This is a genomic window from Streptomyces sp. NPDC032822 (genome assembly GCF_055578825.1).
The window spans coordinates 658,712-677,432 of record NZ_JBVIOL010000002.1; the positions used below are offsets into that span (position 1 = coordinate 658,712).

Genomic DNA, 18,721 nt, shown 5'->3' on the forward strand with positions numbered 1-18,721 from the left:
TCACCGGCACTCCTCTCGCGCCGCCTGTACGACGGCCCACGCCGCGGCGGCGTCCTGGATGCCGAGGCCGACGCTGGTGTAGTGGACGATGTCCTCGGGTGTCCTGCGTGCGGTGCGCTGCCCGGTGAGCACGGCACCCAGCGGGACGAGGTCGCCGGGGGTCAACAGCCCCTCCCGCAGGGCGTCCACGATCGGTCCCGCGTGCCCGGCCGCGGTCTCCGGGTCGTCCACGACGACGGCCGCGGACCGTCGTACGACCTCGGTGTCCACCTCGCGGCGGGTGGGTTCGAACGAACCGACGCTGACGACGGTGCAGCCGGGGTCCAGCCACGGCCCGCGCACCACCGGTGTGGTGCTGAGCGTGCAGGCCGCGACCAGGGACGCCCCGCGCACGGCCGCCTCGGCGCTGTCGACCGCCTCGACGGGCAGGCCCGACGCGGCCGTGAGGGTCTCGGCCGCGTGGGCGCGGTGCCGCGGGGTCGGGCTCCACAGCCGTACGGACTTCAGGTCCCGCACCCGGGCGAGGGCCCGCACATGTGCGAGGGCCTGGGTGCCCGAGCCGAGGACGGCCAGGTCAGCGGCGTCGGGGCGGGCCAGCGCGTCCACGGCGACGGCGCTCGCCGCGGCCGTCCGCAGCGTGGTCACCGCCGTGCCGTCCAGGACGGCGGTGAGGCGGCCCGTCACCGGATCGAGCACCGTGACGACGGCGTGCACGGTCGGCAGCCCGGCCGCCGCGTTGCCCGGGTTGACGCTGCCGAACTTCGCGACCGCCCCGCTGTCCGCCGACAGCCGGGAGACGTACGCGAAGACGACACTGTCGTCGAAGCGGCTGGGATGCATGATCTTCGCGGGCAGGTCGGCGGTGCCGGCGCCGAGCGCGGTGAAGGCCGCGCGCTGCGAGGCGATGGCCGTGTCGGCGTCGAGCAGGCGCGCCACCTGTTCCGCGGAGAGGAAGAGGACGTCGTCGGTCATTCCCTCTACCTGCCCTCTTCCTGTCCGCGCGCACCGCCCGGGAATCAGGACAGGTGCGCCACCGCGTCCAGATGGGGCAGATGGTGGTCCAGCCGCTCCCGCTTCGTCCGCAGATAGGTGATGTTGTTCTCGCACGGCGGTATCAGCAGCGGCACCGTCTCGGCGACCTGGATGCCGTGCCGCACCAGCGCCTCGCGCTTGCGCGGGTTGTTCGACATCAGACGCACCGACTTCACGCCCAGGTCGTGCAGGATCTCCGCGGCGACGCCGTAGTCGCGGGCGTCCACCGGCAGACCGAGCGCCAGGTTGGCCTCCACGGTGTCCAGGCCCTCCGCCTGCAACGCCATCGCCCGCAGCTTGGCGAGCAGGCCGATGCCCCGGCCCTCATGCCCTCTGAGGTAGACGACGACGCCGCTGCCCTCGGCGACGACCGCGCGCAGCGCGGAGGCGAGCTGGTCACCGCACTCGCAGTGCTGGGAGCCGAAGGCGTCACCGGTCAGGCACTCGGAATGCAGGCGGGTGAGGACGTCGTCCTTGCCGATGTCACCGTAGACCAGGGCCACTTGCTCGTCACCGCGATCGTGATCGAGGTAGCCGACGGCCTGGAATTTCCCGTACACGGTGGGAAGCGGGGCATTCACCACGCGTTCCACACCGGTGCGCTGTGGCGACGTCTTGCCGAGCACGCCAAGTTTATCTGTCATGATCTGGTTCCTAAGCAGAGACGAAAGGCCGGGAAAAGATGAGTGGTTCGGGAATACGGTCGGCCGCGTACGGTCTGGTGCCGGCGGACACCACTGAGGACGTACGGACACGGGGCACGGATCTCTCAACGCAGGTCGCCGTCCTTCCTGTCGGAAGCTTCGAGCAGCACGGTGCGTACCTGCCGCTGGCGACCGACACGCTGGTCGCCTGTGCCGTGGCCCGGGAGATCGCCGACGCGTACCCGGTGCACCTCCTCCCGCCGGTGACGCTCTCCTGCTCGCACGAGCACGCGGCCTGGCCGGGAACCGTCAGCATCTCCTCCGTCACCCTTCACGCGGTGGTACGGGACATTGCGGACTCGCTGCGCCGCTCCGGCGTCGACACCCTGGTGGTGGTCAACGGGCACGGCGGGAACTACGTACTGGGCAACGTCGTTCAGGAATCCTCCGCGCGCGGTGAGCGGATGGCGCTCTTCCCGGCCGCGGAGGACTGGGAGACCGCCCGGGAGCGGGCGGGGGTGGTGACCTCGCTGCTCACCGACATGCACGCGGGGGAAATCGAGACCTCCATTCTTCTGCACGCTCATCCCGAATGTCTGCGGCCCGGTTATGAGACCTCTGATTTCGTCGCGGACGATCGTCGTCATCTCCTCACCCTCGGTATGTCCGGCTATACCGATTCGGGTGTCATCGGCCGGCCTTCGCTGGGTTCCGCGGAAAAGGGGAAGGCGCTGCTGGCGAGTCTGGCGGATTCCTTCGGCGCGTATTTCTCGATGCTGACCGGCCCCACGCCCGCCGACGAGTGACCCGTGGGCGTGTGCGGGGGTTCCGGGTCCGTCACGACGGTCCGGGCCCCGGTCCCGGTTCCCCTACCGGCGCGCACAGCGGCGTACCAGCGGACGACGAGGACGACGACGCCGGGCAGGCTCGCCACGAAGCTCAGCACGCCGTAGACCACGGCGACCGCGAGGCCGCTGCTCGCGCCCAGTCCGGCGGCGCCGAACGCCCAGGCGGTGACGCCCTCGCGGGGGCCCCAGCCTCCGACGTTCAGCGGCAGGCTCATGGCGAGCAGGGCGAGGATCGCGAGCGGCAGCAGCAGGGCGGCCGAGGCGGCGGATCCGGCGACGCGGGCGGCGACGACGAACATCCCGAGGTGGCCGGCGAGGACGACGGCGGAGGACAGGGCGACGCCGGGCAGGTTCCGGCGGGACAGCAGTCCCTCGCGTGCCTCGCCGAGGCTCGCCCGCAGGGCCCGTCCCCGACGGGAGGGCGCCCGGCTCATCCGCAGGGCCAGGACGACGGCGAGGGCGCCGAGCGCGGCGAACGCGATCAGCGGTGCGAAGTGCCGGGCGTCCGCCAGCACCGGTGACGGCATGGTCAGCAGCACGGCGACACCGACGACGGCCAGGACGATCTGTCCCGCGGCCCGTTCGATGACGACCGAGCGGACCCCGCGGCCCAGGTCACCGGCGCTCTGCCCGTGCCGCACCGCCCGGTGCACATCGCCCAGGACACCGCCGGGCAGCGCCGCGTTCAGGAACAGAGCACGGTAGTAGTCGGCGACGGCCGGGCCGAGCGGCAGCCGGATGCGCAGCCCCCGGGCCACCAACTGCCAGCGCCAGGCGCTGAACACGGTGGTGAGGAGACCGATGCCGAGCGCCACGAGCAGCGTCGCGCCGTCGATCCGGCGCAGCCCGTCCAGGAAGACGCCGGTGCCCAGGCGCCAGAGCAGCACGGCCAGGATGGCCACGCCCGCGACGGTGCCGATGTGGGTGCGCAGCGCCCGGGAGTCGAGGCGGAGGCGAAAGGGACGACGGGGAGCGCTCGGCGCGGCGCCCGGGCGGGGCGTCGAGACGATCACGCCGATCCGGTCCTCGGAGACGGCCGCACCGGCGGGGGCCGTCGCCCGGCCGCCGACCGGGGCGGGCGGCGCGACCAGGTCCGTGCGCCGCTCCCGCGGCTCGGTGCCGGGCAGTCCGCTCCACGTCCGCGCCGGCGATCCGGCCCAGGTCCGTACCGTCTCCACGCTCATGCCGTTCCGCCCGTCGGCCGGGACAGCGCCAGCAGGTCGGTGTGGTGCACCACCACCGACAGCTCGCCCGCCGCGCAGGCGGCGAGCCGCTCCCGCAGATAGCGGCCGGCGCGCTCCCGCAGGTCGGGCCGCTGCTCGACGGCCGCGCCGACCCAGCCGCGCAGCCACTGGGCGGTCAGCGCGGACTCGTCCGGCCCGAGCCGCCAGGGGCTCGGGTGCAGCCGTACGGTGGCGCCGCGCTCGGAGAACGCCTCGCAGGCCGCGGTGACGGAGTCCGGGCCGAGCAGGCCGTCGCGGCGCTGGTGGGCGTTGAACGCCTCGGCGATCTCCGCGTCCATCGGGTCGGAGGGGGTCAGGTCGACCCGGCCGGCCACGGACAGGGTCAGCAGGGCCGGGCAGCCCGCCCCGGTGCAGGCGGCGGCGAGGGTGTCGATCTCCTCGCGGGTGAGGACGTCGAGCAGCGCGGAGGCCGTGACCAGGGACGCGCCCGCCAGGGCGTCCGGGGTGAGGCGCGCGACGTCGCCGCGCCGTGTCTCGGCCGACACCCGGCTGCCGTCGGCGCCGGCGCGCGGGGAGGCCACGGCGGCGAAGTGCAGGAGGTAGGGGTCCCGGTCGTGCAGGATCCAGTGCTGGGCGCCGTCCAGGCGGGGGGCCAGCCAGCGGCCCATCGAGCCGGTGCCGCAGCCCAGGTCGTGCACGACGATCCCGGCCTTCCCCGGCAGGTTCGCGAGGCGGATGCGCAGCGGGTCGAGCAGGTCGGCGGCGCGCGCGGCGGCGTCGGCGCCCTCCCGCAGTTCCAGCCACTCGGGGGCGTAGCGCGGCGGGTCGTCGGGATCGGTGTCCCGCAGCCGTACGGTGGGGCGCTCGCCGGGTCCGGCTCCGGGGATGACGGTTTCGGCCTCGCCGGGGGCTTCCCCGGGTCCGGCGACGGTGGCTTCCACTGCCCCTCCTTCAGGACCTGCGCCCACGGAACTCCTCGATTCGACGGCCCCCTCGGGCCCGGGCTGGGACGGGATCCGTCCCGCCCGCTCGGTCATCGCGGTCTTCCTCATGCGGCCCTCCTGGGTTCGTTCGGCAGCCGGCCCAGTACCCCGGCGAGGCTGCGGGCGGTCGTCGCCCAGCCGTCCAGGGCGGCCCGCCGGCCGCGCGCGGCGGCCTTCAGCCGGCGTCGTACGTCGGCCTCACCGAACCAGCCGCGCAGTTCCGAGGCGAGGGCGGCGGGGTCCTCCGGCGGGACGAGGATGCCGGGCACACCGCCGTCGGGGGCGCGGCCGACCGCCTCGGGGAGGCCGCCGACATCGGTGGCCAGCACGGGGATGCCGCGCGCGAGGGCTTCGGTGACCGCCATGCCGTAGGTCTCGGCGTAGGAGGTGAGGACCATGAGGTCGGCGGCGGCGTAACTGGCGTCGAGTGCGGCGCCGGACTGCGGGCCCGCCAGGTGCAGTCGGTCCTCCAGGCCGTACTTGCGGATCAGTATCCGCAGGCTCGCCACGTACTGCGGATCGTGGGTGAGCCCGCCGACGCACACGCAGCTCCACGGCAGGTCGCTCGCCGCGGCCAGCGCCTCCACCAGCCGGTGCTGGCCCTTGCGCGGGGTGACGGCGGCGACGCACAGCAGGCGCGAGACGCCGTCGGTGCCGGAGGCGAGGGGGGCGATGTCGGCGCCGGGGGCGGCGACATGGACCCGGTCGGGGGCCAGGCCGTGGTGCGAGACCAGGCGACGCACGGCCCAGTCGCTGGTGGCGACGACCGCGGGGACGGCCCGCAGGACGGTGCGCTCCCTGGCGTCCAGGTCCGCGGCGACCGCCGGGTCCAGGCCCGTCTCGTCGCCGAGGGGGAGATGGACGAGGACGACCAGCCGCAGCCGTTCCGCCTCCGGGACGACGATCTCCGGGACCGCGCAGGCGACCAGCCCGTCCAGCAGGACGATCGCGTCGTCCGGCAGGTCCCGCAGCGTCTGCGCGAGCTGGGCGCGGGCGGAGGCTCCGGGGCGGGGCCACTCACCGGGCACCGCGTGTTGGTGGACCTGCCAGCCGAAGCCGGGGAGGTCCAGGCTGATCCGCCGGTCGTAGGCGTTGCCGCCGCTCGGGACGGTCGGGTCGTCGACCCCGCCCGGCAGCACGAAGTGCACGGAGCGCAGGGACATCGGGATGATCTCCGCGTTCTTGAGGGCGGAGTGCTGCACCGGCACATAGCCGAGAGCGGACCGCTCCATCGTCGTGTCGGTCACAGCGCACGCTCGTAGCTCGCCCAGGCGACGTGCGACTCGTGCAGCGAGACGGTGAGGCCCGCGAGACCCTTGGCGCCCTCGCCGAGCGCGCCCTTGTGGATCCGTTCGGCGAGCCGGTCCGCGATGACCTTGGCGAGGAACTCCGTGGAGGTGTTGATTCCGGCGAAGTCGGGCTCGTTGTCGAGGTTTCTGTAGTTCAGCTCGCTGACTACGGCGCCCAGTTCCTGTGTGGCGAGTCCGATGTCGACGACGATGTTGTCGTCGTCCAGCTGTTCGCGGCGGAACGTGGCGTCCACGAGGAACGTCGCTCCGTGCAGGCGCTGCGCGGGTCCGAAGACCTCGCCGCGGAAGCTGTGGGCGATCATGATGTGATCGCGGACGGTGATGCTGAACAACGGACGACCCTCCAGGTGCGGCGCGTCTGGTCCCCCGCTGATCCCTGCCGGGGGATGCCGTGTAGTACGGCTCTTCGCTTCCCGGTGTTCAGCCTCCTCTCACTCTTTTCTCAGGTCAGGCGCTCTTGCCGTACGGGTGTGACCGGCTGGGTCACGTGGTGCCGTCGTAGCGGACCCGGTGACACAGGGCGGGAATCTCGCCGGAGGCCAGCCGCGGCATGACGTCCGGCAGGTCACCGAAGGCGCTCTCCCCGGTGACGAGGGCCTCCAGCGCCGGATCGGCGAGGAGTTCCAGGGCGAGGGCCAGCCGGTCGGCGTAGGTGCGGCTGGAGCGGCGGGCCGGCGACACGGAGCCGACCTGGCTGCTGCGGATGACCAGGCGCCGGGAGTGGAAGGCCTCCCCCAGCGGCAGGCTGACCTGTCGGTCGCCGTACCAGCTCAGTTCGAGGACGGTGCCCTCCGCGGTCAGCAGCTCCAAGGCGCGGGCCAGGCCCTGTTCGGTGGCGCTGGCGTGTACGACGAGGTCGCAGTCGCCGAGGGCGTCCTTTGGGAGTGCGAAGTCGACACCGAGGGCCTCGGCGGTCTTCGCGCGGGCCGGGTCGGCGTCGACCAACTGGACGCGGACGCCGGGGAAGCGGGCCAGCAGCGCGGCCACCGAGCTGCCGATCATGCCCCCGCCGACCACCGCGATCCGGTCGCCGACCAGCGGTGCCGCGTCCCACAGGGCGTTCACCGCGGTCTCGACCGTGCCGGCGAGGATGGCCCGTTCGGCGGGAACGGACGGCGGCAGGACCGTCACCGCGGCCACCGGGACGACGTACCGCGTCTGATGCGGATAGAGACAGAAGACGGTCCGGCCGACCAGATCCGCCGGCCCCTCCTCCACCACCCCCACATTGAGGTAGCCGTACTTCACCGGCCCGGGGAAGTCACCTTCCTGGAAGGGTGCCCGCATGGCCGCGTACTGGCTCCGCGGCACTCCGCCGCGGAACACGAGGGTCTCCGTGCCCCGGCTGACTCCGGAGTACAGCGAACGGACGACGACCTCGTCCTCCGCGGGGTCCGGCAGGGCCACCTCGCGTATCTCTCCGTGACCCGGAGAGCTGAGCCAGAACGCACGTCCGGTGCGCTTCATCGGCATCCTCCTGAACGATCGGGAAGCTGTTCACGTACCGAAGTGTGCACAGGTCGCGCACAGTACGCGGCCTTGATCCACTCTGTCACCTGGCCGGAGGAATGTGCGGTGGCCCTGAACAACACTTACGACGCAAGGCTGGTCCAGCAGGAGACCGCGGTGGGAGCGGGCCTGCAGATCCTTTTGCTGGCCCTGCTCGGCACGGCGATCGGCATGGGGCCGGCGGGCTGGTTCACCGGCCTCGCCTTCGCCATCGCCACCTGGGCGGTGCTCTCCCGAGCTCTGCACAGGTCCCGGTTGCCCACGTTCGGCCCGGCCAACCGGGTGACGCTCGGCCGGGCGACTCTGGTGGGTGCCGTGACCGCTCTGGTCGCGGACTCCTTCGAGAGCTCACCCCCGGTGACGCTGTTCGTCGGGCTGACCGCGGTGGCGCTGATCCTCGACGGGGTCGACGGCAAGGTGGCCCGCCGCACCGGCACCTCGACCCCTCTGGGCGCACGCTTCGACATGGAGGTCGACGCGTTCCTCATCCTGGTGCTGAGCGTGTACGTCTCGATGTCCCTCGGCCCGTGGGTCATGCTGATCGGCGCCATGCGCTACGGCTTCGTCGCCGCGGCCCGCGCCCTGCCCTGGCTCAACGCCCCGCTCCCCCCGAGCACCGCCCGCAAGACGGTCGCCGCCCTCCAGGGCGTCTTCCTCCTCCTCGCCGCCTCCGACCTCCTGCCGTACGTCGGGACGCTCGCGGTCGTCACGACGGCACTGGTGACGCTGGTCTGGTCGTTCGGCCGGGACATCCTGTGGCTGTGGCGCACCTGGCGGGCGCAGGAGGCCGCGGTCGCGGAGGAGGTGGCGGAGGTGCTGGAGCTGCTGCCGGCGCGGGAGCCGGTGGCGTCCTGACCTCGCGTCATCCGGTCCCCACGCGGTGTCCGGTACGCAGTCGACGGGAGTACCCGGGTACACGGTCGTCAGCCGCCCGGCGGCACCCGGTACACCGTCGGCCCTCTCGCCCGGAATCCGAACCGTTCGCACCGTCCGATCGTCGCGCCCCGGCCCTGCCGTGAGGTGAGGCCGACGGTCCGGGCGCCCGCCCCGCGGGTCGGCAGCCCGGCGATTCCGTGGCCACGGGCCGCCCGTGGTCGGCCACGACGTCCTCGATGCGGGCCCGGAGCCCACTCGGCACGGGGAACATCACGAGCGGGTGACCAGCACGGTGTTCGCGTCGCGGGACGCGGTCGACGGCGGCGGGATCGAGGCGCGCCGCAGTCGCGTTCGTGGTCGGGACGGCTGTGGCGGCATCCGGTCGAAGGTGTCGACGAGTTCGCGGTCCGCCTCGCGGGCGATCTCCACCCGGATGTCCCGGGTCTCCATGCCGGGCCCCTATCGCCGGGGCAGCAGTCCGATCGCCGCGGCCGGTACGGCCGCCAGCAGCAGCCACGGCACCACCGCCGGCAGTCCACTGTCCATCAGGCTTCCCGTCACCGCGCTGCCGACGAGGACGATCAGGCCGGAGACCGACGACAACGCCCCCATGTACAGGCCGAGTCGGCCTTCCTCGGCCAGGTCGGGGACCCAGGCGCGGGCCACCGGGGCGACGAGCATCTGACCGAGGGTCAGCAGGACGACGAAGCCCGCCGCGGGGAGCAGGCCCGGGACGCCGGTCCAGTGCGCGGGGCGGGCGAGGGCCACCACCGCGAAGCCGGCCGCGATGAGCAGGAGTCCGGTCACCATGGAGCGGCGCAGGTCGAGACGGTCACCGACCCAGCGGGTGACGGGGAGTTGGGCGGTCACGACGAGCAGCGACGACAGGGCGAACAGCCAGGCGAGCGGGGCCTGGGAGCCGGCGACGCGCTGCACCTCGTCGGGGAGCGCTAGGTAAAGCTGGTTGTAGGCGAGGAGGTAGGCGCCGTACGCGCAGCACAGGGCGAGGAAGCGGCGATTGCGGAGCAACGCCCCTATGCCGCCCCGCACTTGGACGCGTGCGCGGCCGGGGATGTGCTGCGGCAGCAGCCAGGCGTGTCCGGCGAGGACGAGGACGAAGACGCCCGCCCCGGCCAGGCACACCGTGCGGAAGTCCACGGACAGGAGCAGCGCGCCGAGCAGGGGTCCGACGAAGGCGCCGGCCTGTCCGGCGACGGTGAACAGGGCCAGGACATGGGTGCGGGAGCCCTCGCCGGCCTCCTCCCGGACGACCGCCTGCCGGGCGACCTCGGACTCGACGGCCGGTGAGAACAGTGCGGCGGCGAAGCCGATCAGCAGGACGGCCCCGATGACGGCCCCGGTCCCCTCCGCGTGTCCGAGCCAGACGAATCCGCCGATCCTCAGGACGCAGCCGGCGAGTACCACCGGCCGGATGCCGTACCGGTCGGCCAGCGCCCCGCCCACCACGAACAGTCCCTGCTGGCTGAAGGTTCGCAGCCCGAGGACCAGTCCGACGAGCCAGCCGGCCATCCCCATGGCCTGTCCGAGGTGTTCGGACAGGAAGGGCAGCACGGCGAAGAAGCCGATGTTGAAGGCGAGTTGGGTGAGGATCAACAGACGCAGCAGGGGCGTGAGGCGGCTCTGCCCGGGCGGCTTGCGCAGGCCGGCCGTCAGCGAGGTCATGGGGTGCGGACCAACTCCCGGATGGGGGACGTCTCTTCGGCCGGCGGTTCGGGCGTACGGGGCCGCTCGCGCCGCGGCAGCCGCAGGCCGCCCGCCGCGCTGACGGCGAGCGCTCCGAGAAGGGCGAGGACGGCGGCGGGGGCGAGGACGGCCCAGGGGGCGCGCTCGGCGTAGGGCTGGTTCTCGGCCAGGAGGAGGCCCCACTCCGGGGAGGGCGGCTGGGCGCCGAGGCCGAGGAAGGCGAGGGAGGCGAGTGCCAGGGCGATGCCGGGCAGGCGGAGCAGGGCGTGCCGGGTGACGGGCGGCAGAGCGGCGGGCAGCAGTTCGTGGCGCAGCAGGTACCAGCGGCCGGCGCCGAGGCCGCGGGTGGCGGTGACGTGCAGGGCGGCGCGTTCCTGGCGCAGCAGGGCGGCGGTGTGGGCGGCGAGGGGTGCCCAGGCGACGGCTCCGACGGCGAGCGCGGGGGTGGCGGGTCCGCTGCCCGCGACCGCGGTGACGAGGAGGGCTAGGAGGACGGGCGGGATCGCGTTGACCGTGTCGACGAGCGGTCCCGAGAGCCGGGGCACCAGCCCGAGGAGTACACCGGCGAGCAGGGCGGCGGCACTGATCAGGAGGGCGAACAGCAGGGTGTCGACGGCGCCGTGCGCGACCCGGGCGAGGAGGTCACGGCCGAGGGCGTCGGTGCCGAACGGGTGGTTCCAGGAGGGGGCGCGCAGGCGTTCACCGGTGTCGAGGGCGAGCGGGTCGCGGGGCAGGCCGAGCAAGAGGACGAGGGCCAGCAGTCCGCCGTAGGCCAGGGGGAGGATCGCGCGGGCCGGTGGGGAGGGGCGGTGGAGCGAGGACAGAGCGCCGTCGCGCAGGGCGGGGCCGACGAGGAGTCGGGTGGTGAGGGCGGCGAGTCCGGCCGCGACCGCGGCGAGCAGGACGAGGGCCAGGGTGCCGGCCTGGAGGACGGGGAGGTCCTGGGCGAGGGCGGCCTGGAGGGTGGTGCGGCCGAGTCCGGGGATGTCGAAGATCTGTTCCACGGCGACCGCACCGCCGGTGAGGCCGACGACGAACAGGCCGAGGTTGGGGAGCAGCGCCGGCAGGCAGCGGTGTGCGGCCTGGCGGGCGATGCTGCGCCCGGTCAGTCCGCGCGCGGCGGCGGCGAGTGCCCAGGGTTCGGCGAAGGCGCCGGGCAGCAGGTCGTCGAGGAGTCGCCCGATGACGGCACCGGCGGGCAGGCCGAGGGCGAGGGCGGGCAGGACGGTCCACTGGGGGCCGTACCAGCCGAGGGCGGGCAGCCAGCCCAGTTGGACGCCGACGACGGTGGCGAGGACGGACGCGGTGAGGAATTCGGGGAGTGCGGCGAGGATCGCGGAGCCGCTGCCTCCGGCCCGGCGGCCGTCGAGGCGTCGGTGGGCGCCGAGCCACAGGGTGCGGGCGCAGATCAGGGCGGCGGTGAGGGCGGCGACCACGAGGGTCACCGCCATCAGCAGCAGGGATGCGCCGAGGGCCTGGAGCACGGCGGGGGTGACCTCGTCGCCGGAGAGCCACGAGCGTCCGGCGTCGCCGCGCCACAGCCCGCCGAGCCACTGCCCGAGCAGCGACAACGGGCCTTTGTCCAGACCCAGTTGGGCGCGGATGTCGGCGAGCACCTCGGGGCTGGGGTCACGGTCGGCCGAGCGGGCCTTGAGGACGGTCCGGGCCGGGTCGGTGCGGGTCAGCCAGGGCAGCAGACCGATGCCGCACACGAGGGCGGCCGCGAGGGCGGCGCGCCACACGAGTGCGGCCACGTGCGGTCGCACGGGTCAGCGCCGGGTTCCGGTGCCGACGAGGGTCCGCTCGTACGGGTCGAGGATCACACCGCTGACGGTGGTGGCGACCCCGGTGATGATCTGCTGGTGGACCAGCGGGACGACGGCGTCGGTGCCGAGGATCGCGGCCTCGGCGGTCATCGCCGCGTCCTGCCGCTTCGCGGTGTCGGCGATGCCCTCGGCCTTGGTGACGTCCGCGTCGACGGTCCTGTCGCAGAGCTGGGCGATGTTGTAGCCGCCCTTGCAGGTGTAGTCGCTGGCGAGGACGGCGAGGGGGTCACCGGTGTCGACGAGGGTGTTGCGGGCCAGGACGAAGGCGTCGAACTCGCCCTCCAGCGCGTCGCTCTCCAGCCGGGAGTACTCGCGCACCTCCAGGGTGACCCGGAATCCGGCCTTCTCCAGTTGCTGCTTCAACACCTGGGCGGCTTCGGGGAGTTCGGGCCGGTTGTCATAGGTGGCGAGGGTGACCTTCGTGCCGTCGGGCGCGGCGGCCTTCGGGCGTCCGGTGGGCTGTTGCCGCTTGCCCTCGGCCCAGGTCACGGCGGGGCCGTAGATGCCGGCGCCGGGGTCGGCGTATCCCTCGTAGACGCCGTCGGCGAGGGCGGTGGTGTCGACGGCCTGGCGGGCGGCGGCACGGAGCTTCGGGTCCTTGAAGGGGCCGGACTCCGAGTTGAGGAGGAGGCTCGTGGTGCGGGTGGTGGCGGTTTCCTTGCGGGTGGCCTTGTCCAGGGTGGCGGCCTGGGCCACGGGGACCGCCTCGGCGATGTCGATCTCGTCGGTGCGCAGGGCGCTCGCGCGGGCGGTGCCGTCGGCGATGAAGCGGACGTCGACGCCGGAGGCCTGGGCGCGACCGCCCCAGTAGTCGTCGTAGCGGTCGAGGGCGGCGGAGGTGGAGCCGGTGACCTCGGTGAGTTCGAAGGGTCCGGTGGCGGTGCCGACCGGGTCGACGCCGTCCTGGTCGTCGTAGGCCTTCGGGGAGAGGACGGCGAGGCTGGGACTGGACAGGCGCAGGGGCAGGACGGGGTCGGCCGTGGCGGTGGTGACGCGTACGACCCGGTCGCCGCCGGCCTTCGCGGTGAGCGTCACGCCGGACAGGGCGGCGGGCTCGGGCTTGGCGTCGGTGGCGTGGGTGAGGGCGGCGGCGACCGCGGCCGGGGTGACCTCGGAACCGTCCTGGAAGGCGGCCTCGCGCAGGGTGAACAGCCAGGTCCGGTCGTTCTCGCGGCGCCAGGACTCGGCGAGCGCGGGGGCGGCGGCGCCGTTGGCGTCGAGGGCGGTGAGGCCCTCGGTGACGCCGAGGCGGCTGAGGAGGGTGGCGTCGGCGCCGTACGGCGAGAGGTTCTCGGCGGGCGGGAAGGCGAGGGCGACCCGCAGCCGGGAGCCGTCCGCCGCGTCGCCCGAGGAGTCGTCACCGGAGGAGGAGGCGAAGCAGGCCGTCAGGAGCGGGGCGAGCAGCAGGGAACCAAGTATGTGTCGGCGGCGCATGCCGTCACCGGCCCATCGGGATCTCGAAGTGGACGACACCATGCTCGGCGTCGGGGTCCTCGCGCTCGTCGTGCACGACCTTGCCGAGGGAGTGCCAGAAGGGCTCGGCGCCCGGCACCTGGGGGTCGGTGTGCAGGTAGACGGCGCGGTAGCCGCCGTCGGCGGCGGCGAAGGCGAGCAGCTCGTCGACCAGGCGGCGGGCGAGGCCGCGCCTGCGGTGCTCGGGCCGGACGTACACCCGGCGCAGTTGCGCGGTCGCGCCCGAGGGATAGCGCTCGGCGACGTGGCGCGGGTTCGGCGGGTGGGCCGGGCCGCGGGAGTCGAGGGCGGCGGTGGCCACGACGGCTCCGTCGGCCGGGTCGACGGCGACGAGCAGGGTGTGGCGGGCGGGGGCGAGGTAGGCGGCGGCCGGGTCGATGATGTCCGCATGCCAGCGGGGCACGTAGCCGGTGCCGAAGTCGCGGTAGACGGTGTCGAGCATCACGGCTCGCGCACCTTCGAGGTCGTCCGGGCTCGCCGCCCTGATGCTGTAGTCACGCACTTGCCAATCATATGCATTAAGCCGATGAGCCGATCACCGGCCGGGGGGTGGGGCGATTTGACACTGATCATCGCGCACCCCTACAACCTACCGACATGACATCCATTTTCAAAAATGTCGTTCACGGAAAGACGGAGCGGTAGTGCGGATCGCGTTCGTCGGCAAGGGCGGCAGCGGCAAGACCACCCTGTCGGCGCTCTTCACCCGGCACCTGGCCCGCTCCGGCGCGCCGGTCCTCGCCATCGACGGCGACATCAACCAGCACCTGGCCGAGGCGCTCGGACACGACGGGCCCCTGGACGCCCCTCCGCTCGGCGCGCACCTCGACCGCATCAAGGACCTCCTGCGCGGCACCAACCCCCGCATCCCCTCCCCCGAGGCGATGATCAAGACCACACCGCCCGGCGGCGGCTCCCGTCTGCTGCGCCTGCTCGGCGACGACGAACTGCACACCCGGCACGTCCGGCGCGCGGGCGGCGTGCCGCTGATGGCGACGGGCGCGTTCGAGGAGAGCGACCTGGGGGTGGCCTGCTACCACTCCAAACTCGGCGGGGTGGAGCTCTACCTCAACCATCTGGTCGACGGCCCGGGCGAGTACGTCGTGGTCGACATGACGGCCGGCGCGGACGCGTTCGCCTCCGGCCTGTTCACCCGCTTCGACCTGACGTTCCTGGTGGCCGAGCCCACCCGCAAGGGCGTCTCGGTGTACCGCCAGTACCGGGACCACGCACGGGAGTTCGGGATCCGGGTCGCCGTCGTCGGCAACAAGGTGACCGGCGAGGACGACCTGCTGTTCCTCAAGGAACAGGTCGGCGACGACCTTCTCACCCACCTGGTGCACTCCCCCTGGGTGCGCTCGGCCGAACAGGGCCGCGAGCAGGGCGGGTTGGACACGCTGGAGCCGCACAACACACATGCCCTGAACATCCTGCGCGAGGCCGTCGACGCCCACCCCCGGGACTGGGCGACGCAGCACCGGCACGCCGTCGAGTTCCATCTGCGCAACGCGCGCGCCTGGGCGAACACGGCGACCGGCCTCGACCTGGCCGCGCAGGTGGACCCGGACTTCGTACCGGGCCCGGCCGCCCTCGCCTGACCGCTCCCCCTCACCGCCACCCACCTACCGGACAGGACACCCCGGCACCATGTCTCTCGACGTCTCCCCCCAGCTCCTCGCCGAGGCCCAACACGGTGACATCCGCGAGGAGGACTTCGTGGACACCGTCCGCACCTCCCTGCCGTACGCCTACGACCTGATCGCCGGTCTCGCCGCCGAACTCCGCACCGTACAGGCCCCGTTCACCGACAACCAGACCCCTCCCCCGTCCGAGAGGGAGCGCGGCCAGCTGCTGCGCGCCCTCGCCAGCGACGCGATCCGCGGCAGTCTGGAGCGGCACTTCGGGGTGTCGCTCGCCTTCCAGAACTGCCACCGGGTGGCGGCGTTCCGGCCCGAGGACCGGGACGGCGAGACGTACGCGCGGTTCACGTCGCTGCGGTCGCAGGTGCTGAATCAGTCGCCGGAGTTCCGCGACTGCTGACCCCGCTCCAGGAACGCCGTCACGAACCGGTCGGCGTCGTCCAGCCACGGGAAGTGTGCGGCGCCGGGCTGGACGACGACTTCCGCGTCCGGGAACAGGTCCGCGTACTCGGCGACGGCACGCGGCGGGGCGGCCACGTCCACCTCTCCGGCCAGCACGAACACGGGTGCCTCGCACGCGGCGAGAGCCGTGCGGGTGGCGGCCGGGTCGAAGGCTCCCTCGGAGCCGTACACGGCTGCCGCCTCGTCGTTGCGCTGCTTCTCCTCGGCCTCCCGGACGGCCCTCGCCTCGTCGTCCCAGCGGGCGAACCAGAAGGGGGCGACGGCCGGCCAGTCGTCGGCACCCGCCCGGCCGGCGGCGATCGCCTCCAGGGCCGTGTACGCCGGGGTGAACCATGGTTCGCCCCGGCGCAGCCGTGCGGTGCCCAGACGGTCCTCGGCGGTGACCTCGATGCCGACCGCGTGGACGCTCGGGGTGATCAGGGCGAGCCGCTCGACCCGGCCGGGGTGACGGGCCGTGTACAGGACGGCCAGGTTCGCGCCGGCGGAGTGGCCGAGCAACTCCAGCCGTTCCAGACCCAGTTCCTCACGCAGCGCCTCGACGTCACCGACCAGACGGTCGCAGCGGTACGACGCCGGGTCCTCGGGCGTCGCCGAGCGGCCGGTGCCCCTGAGGTCCAGGCGGATCAGGGTGCGGTGGGCGGCAAGACCGCCCAGGTCGTTTAGATAGACGGAGTCCTGCATGGGGCCGCCGGGCAGGCAGATCAGCGGCGGACCGGCGCTGTCCCCCTCTCCGTCCCCATCCCTGTCTCCCTCGCCGGAGACGTGATAGGCGAGGCGGGTTCCGTCGGGGGCGGAGAAGGTGGGCATGGGGCGAGCCTGGCAGGGGGTGCCCGGGGCGGCAACCGGATAGTGACTCGCGCGCCCGGCGGCACCGGGCGACACCCGGTCCGCGGCCACCGCTTCGGTTCCCCCACCTCCCCGCACGGGTGGACGCGGGCTCCCGCACCCGCGTCCATCCGCGTCCACCCGCCCTGCCGTCACGCCGCGTTCCGTACCCGCCCCCGGTGCGCCCGCACGATGTCCGCGTACCGGTACCCGGTCCCCTTGATCGTGCGGGTCTGCGTCCGGTAGTCCACGTGGACCAGTCCGAACCGCTTGTCGTAGCCGTACGCCCACTCGAAGTTGTCCAGCAGCGACCAGGCGAAGTAGCCGGCCAGCGGGGCGCCCTTGCGGGCGGCGGAGGCGCAGGCCGCGAGGTGTTTGGTGAGGTACTCCTGACGTTCGGGGTCCTCCACCGTGCCGTCGGGGCGTACGACGTCCGGGAAGGCGGAGCCGTTCTCGGTGACGTACAGCCTGCGGGCGCCGTACTCGTCGGTGAGGCGGAGCAGCAGGTCCTCGATGCCGGTCGCGTCGACCTCCCAGTCCATGCCGGTGCGCGGCACGCCGAGCCGGCGGACCGTGCGGACCCGGGGCGCCGGGCCGGTGGGGTCGTCGGCGACGGTCTGCGGGAAGTAGTAGTTCAGGCCCAGCCAGTCCAGGGGCGCGGCGATGGTCTCCGAGTCGCCCGCTCGCTCGGGGAGTTCGACGCCGTAGACCTCGCGCATGTCCGCCGGGAAGCCGCGGCCGTGGACCGGGTCGAGCCACCAGCGGTTGGTGTGACCGTCCATGCGGCGGGCGGCCTCGACGTCCTCCGGGCGGTCGGTGGCGGGGTGGATGGTGGAGAGGTTGTTGACGATGCCGACCTGGGCGTGCGGGGCGGCGGCGCGGATCGCCCGGGTGGCGAGGCCGTGGCCGAGGAGCAGGTGGTAGGAGGCGCGGACGGCCGCGGTCAGGTCCATGAGGCCGGGGGCCATCTTGCCTTCGAGGTGACCGATCCAGGCCGAGCACAGCGGCTCGTTGAGGGTGGCCCAGTGGCTGACACGGTCGCCGAGACGTTCGGCGACGACCGAGGCGTACACGGCGAAGTGCTCGGCGGTGGCCCGCTCGGGCCAGCCGCCCCGGTCCTGGAGGACCTGCGGGAGGTCCCAGTGGTAGAGGGTGACGGACGGGGTGATGCCCGCCTCCAGCAGGCCGTCGATCAACTCGTCGTAGAACGCGAGGCCCTTGGGGTTGGGCGGGCCGTCGCCGCCGGGCACGATCCGCGGCCAGGCGAGGGACAACCGGTAGGCGTTGGTGCCCAGTTGACGCATCAGCGCGATGTCCTCGCGCCAGCGGTGGTAGTGGTCGCAGGCCACGTCGCCGTTGTCGTTGTTGGCGATCTTGCCGGGGGTGTGGGAGAAGGTGTCCCAGATCGACGGCGCACGTCCGTCCTCGGCTGCGGCTCCCTCGATCTGGTACGCCGCTGTGGCCGTGCCCCACAGGAAGTCGTGCGGGAGGGCGGCGAGGTCGATGGTCACTGAAGTCCCTTCAAAAGATGCGGAGTCGGAGTGGGAGTCGCAATGGCTCACTTCACGGCGCCCGCCGTCAGACCGGCCACCAGATAGCGCTGGAGCAGCAGGAAGCCCGCGACCACGGGGACGCTGACGACCAGCGAGGCGGCCATGATCTGGTTCCAGTACACGTCGTTGAGCGTGGAGTAGCCCTGGAGTCCCACGGCGAGTGTGCGGGTGGTGTCGTTGGTCATCACCGACGCGAACAGCACCTCGCCCCAGGCGGTCATGAAGGCGTAGACGGCGACCGCGACGATGCCGGGGATCGCGGCCGGCACGACCACCCGGAACAGCGCGCCGAGCGGCCCGCAGCCGTCCACCAGCGCCGCCTCGTCCAGGTCGCGCGGCACCGAGTCGAAGTACCCGATCAGCATCCAGATCGAGAACGGCAGGGAGAACGTCAGATACGTCAGGATCAGGCCGCCGCGCGAGCCGAACAGGGCGATGCCGGTGGCGTTGCCGATGTTGACGTAGAGGAGGAAGAGCGGGAGGAGGAAGAGGATCCCGGGGAACATCTGCGTCGACAGGACGGTGACCGTGAAGACGCGCTTGCCGCGGAACTCGTAGCGGCTGACCGCGTACGCGGAGAACACCGCGATGACCACCGAGCAGACCGTCGCCGCGCTCGCCACGATCAGCGAGTTCACGAAGTAGCGGGCGAGGGGGACCGTCGACCAGATGTCGATGTACGGCCGGATCGTCAACTCGCTCGGCAGCCAGCGGAACGTGCCCGTGACGTCCGCGAGCGGTTTCAGGGAGCTGGAGACCATCACGTAGACGGGCATCAGGACGAAGCCGGAGAGGAGGGTGAGGAAGATCCGCCGGGACCAGAGGAAGGACCGCGGCGGGGCCATCGGGGAG

The 18,721-nt window shown here is 73.0% G+C and carries 17 protein-coding genes and 2 pseudogenes; 4 read left to right on the forward strand and 15 right to left on the reverse strand.

The features are described 5' to 3' along the window. Nucleotides 1–972 carry an ornithine cyclodeaminase family protein gene (locus ACZ5VD_RS08585; protein WP_468681551.1) on the reverse strand — a complete coding sequence of 324 codons (972 nt, stop codon included), beginning with the start codon at nt 970–972 and terminating at the stop codon, nt 1–3. Between the two features lie 44 nt (nt 973–1,016). Continuing rightward, complete coding sequence (gene ribA, locus ACZ5VD_RS08590; RefSeq protein WP_468551252.1) at nt 1,017–1,676, reverse strand: GTP cyclohydrolase II; 660 nt, start codon at nt 1,674–1,676, stop codon at nt 1,017–1,019. Nucleotides 1,677–1,714: 38 nt separating this feature from the next. Here ribA and ACZ5VD_RS08595 point away from each other — a divergent pair. After that, nucleotides 1,715–2,458 (forward strand): annotated as a pseudogene (locus ACZ5VD_RS08595) (creatininase family protein); the annotation flags it as partial. Here the strand turns inward: ACZ5VD_RS08595 and ACZ5VD_RS08600 are convergent. The 5 genes from ACZ5VD_RS08600 to ACZ5VD_RS08620 form a co-directional block, all read right to left on the reverse strand. Then, nucleotides 2,347–3,708, reverse strand: a complete 1,362-nt coding sequence (locus tag ACZ5VD_RS08600) for a lysylphosphatidylglycerol synthase transmembrane domain-containing protein (protein ID WP_468681553.1) — start codon at nt 3,706–3,708, stop codon at nt 2,347–2,349. The pseudogene ACZ5VD_RS08595 and the gene ACZ5VD_RS08600 sit on opposite strands and share 112 nt — an antisense overlap. Then, nucleotides 3,705–4,760 (reverse strand): class I SAM-dependent methyltransferase, encoded by a 1,056-nt coding sequence (locus ACZ5VD_RS08605; RefSeq protein ID WP_468551250.1) that lies wholly within the window; start codon nt 4,758–4,760, stop codon nt 3,705–3,707. The genes ACZ5VD_RS08600 and ACZ5VD_RS08605 overlap by 4 nt, the downstream gene beginning before the upstream one ends. Continuing rightward, entirely contained in the window at nt 4,757–5,938 is a 1,182-nt protein-coding gene (locus tag ACZ5VD_RS08610; protein ID WP_468551249.1) for a glycosyltransferase family 4 protein, read from the reverse strand. Before ACZ5VD_RS08610 ends, ACZ5VD_RS08605 begins: the two co-directional genes overlap by 4 nt. Continuing rightward, on the reverse strand, nt 5,935–6,333 hold the full coding sequence (locus ACZ5VD_RS08615) for a 6-pyruvoyl trahydropterin synthase family protein (RefSeq protein ID WP_266450177.1): 399 nt from the start codon (nt 6,331–6,333) through the stop codon (nt 5,935–5,937). Before ACZ5VD_RS08615 ends, ACZ5VD_RS08610 begins: the two co-directional genes overlap by 4 nt. Nucleotides 6,334–6,484: 151 nt before the next feature. Continuing rightward, a complete protein-coding gene (locus ACZ5VD_RS08620; RefSeq protein ID WP_468681555.1) occupies nt 6,485–7,468 on the reverse strand; it encodes a zinc-dependent alcohol dehydrogenase in 984 nt (327 codons plus the stop codon). Nucleotides 7,469–7,576: 108 nt separating this feature from the next. Between ACZ5VD_RS08620 and ACZ5VD_RS08625 the strand changes: the two genes are divergently transcribed. Continuing rightward, nucleotides 7,577–8,365 carry a CDP-alcohol phosphatidyltransferase family protein gene (locus tag ACZ5VD_RS08625; RefSeq protein WP_468551247.1) on the forward strand — a complete coding sequence of 263 codons (789 nt, stop codon included), beginning with the start codon at nt 7,577–7,579 and terminating at the stop codon, nt 8,363–8,365. Nucleotides 8,366–8,656: 291 nt separating this feature from the next. Here the strand turns inward: ACZ5VD_RS08625 and ACZ5VD_RS08630 are convergent, their stop codons facing one another. The 5 genes and pseudogenes from ACZ5VD_RS08630 to ACZ5VD_RS08650 all read right to left on the reverse strand — a co-directional run bounded on the left by ACZ5VD_RS08630 (nt 8,657) and on the right by ACZ5VD_RS08650 (nt 13,891). Further along, nucleotides 8,657–8,836, reverse strand: a complete 180-nt coding sequence (locus tag ACZ5VD_RS08630) for a hypothetical protein (protein ID WP_468681557.1) — start codon at nt 8,834–8,836, stop codon at nt 8,657–8,659. Between the two features lie 9 nt (nt 8,837–8,845). Further along, nucleotides 8,846–10,225, reverse strand: coding sequence for an MDR family MFS transporter (locus ACZ5VD_RS08635; protein WP_468681690.1), 1,380 nt, complete (start codon nt 10,223–10,225; stop codon nt 8,846–8,848). Nucleotides 10,226–10,227: 2 nt separating this feature from the next. Continuing rightward, nucleotides 10,228–11,541, reverse strand: a pseudogene (locus ACZ5VD_RS08640) (ABC transporter permease subunit); the annotation flags it as partial. A 318-nt stretch (nt 11,542–11,859) separates the two neighbouring features. Continuing rightward, a complete protein-coding gene (locus tag ACZ5VD_RS08645; RefSeq protein WP_468681558.1) occupies nt 11,860–13,350 on the reverse strand; it encodes an ABC transporter substrate-binding protein in 1,491 nt (496 codons plus the stop codon). Between the two features lie 4 nt (nt 13,351–13,354). Continuing rightward, nucleotides 13,355–13,891, reverse strand: a complete 537-nt coding sequence (locus ACZ5VD_RS08650) for a GNAT family N-acetyltransferase (protein ID WP_468551242.1) — start codon at nt 13,889–13,891, stop codon at nt 13,355–13,357. Between the two features lie 142 nt (nt 13,892–14,033). On the opposite strand from ACZ5VD_RS08650, the gene ACZ5VD_RS08655 reads away from it, so the two are divergent. Together ACZ5VD_RS08655 and ACZ5VD_RS08660 are read left to right on the forward strand one after the other, a co-directional pair. After that, nucleotides 14,034–14,987 (forward strand): ATP-binding protein, encoded by a 954-nt coding sequence (locus ACZ5VD_RS08655; RefSeq protein ID WP_468681560.1) that lies wholly within the window; start codon nt 14,034–14,036, stop codon nt 14,985–14,987. A gap of 49 nt (nt 14,988–15,036) precedes the next feature. After that, nucleotides 15,037–15,429, forward strand: coding sequence for an SCO5389 family protein (locus ACZ5VD_RS08660; RefSeq protein ID WP_468681562.1), 393 nt, complete (start codon nt 15,037–15,039; stop codon nt 15,427–15,429). Here ACZ5VD_RS08660 and ACZ5VD_RS08665 read toward each other — a convergent pair. The 3 genes from ACZ5VD_RS08665 to ACZ5VD_RS08675 form a co-directional block, all read right to left on the reverse strand. After that, nucleotides 15,402–16,298 carry an alpha/beta fold hydrolase gene (locus ACZ5VD_RS08665; protein ID WP_468681563.1) on the reverse strand — a complete coding sequence of 299 codons (897 nt, stop codon included), beginning with the start codon at nt 16,296–16,298 and terminating at the stop codon, nt 15,402–15,404. The genes ACZ5VD_RS08660 and ACZ5VD_RS08665 overlap by 28 nt on opposite strands. Nucleotides 16,299–16,468: 170 nt before the next feature. Further along, the gene (locus ACZ5VD_RS08670; RefSeq protein WP_468681564.1) at nt 16,469–17,827 is read right to left on the reverse strand and encodes a GH1 family beta-glucosidase; all 1,359 of its coding nucleotides are present in this window, start codon (nt 17,825–17,827) and stop codon (nt 16,469–16,471) included. A gap of 47 nt (nt 17,828–17,874) precedes the next feature. Further along, the gene (locus ACZ5VD_RS08675; protein WP_468551392.1) at nt 17,875–18,714 is read right to left on the reverse strand and encodes a carbohydrate ABC transporter permease; all 840 of its coding nucleotides are present in this window, start codon (nt 18,712–18,714) and stop codon (nt 17,875–17,877) included. Nucleotides 18,715–18,721: the final 7 nt, after the last annotated feature.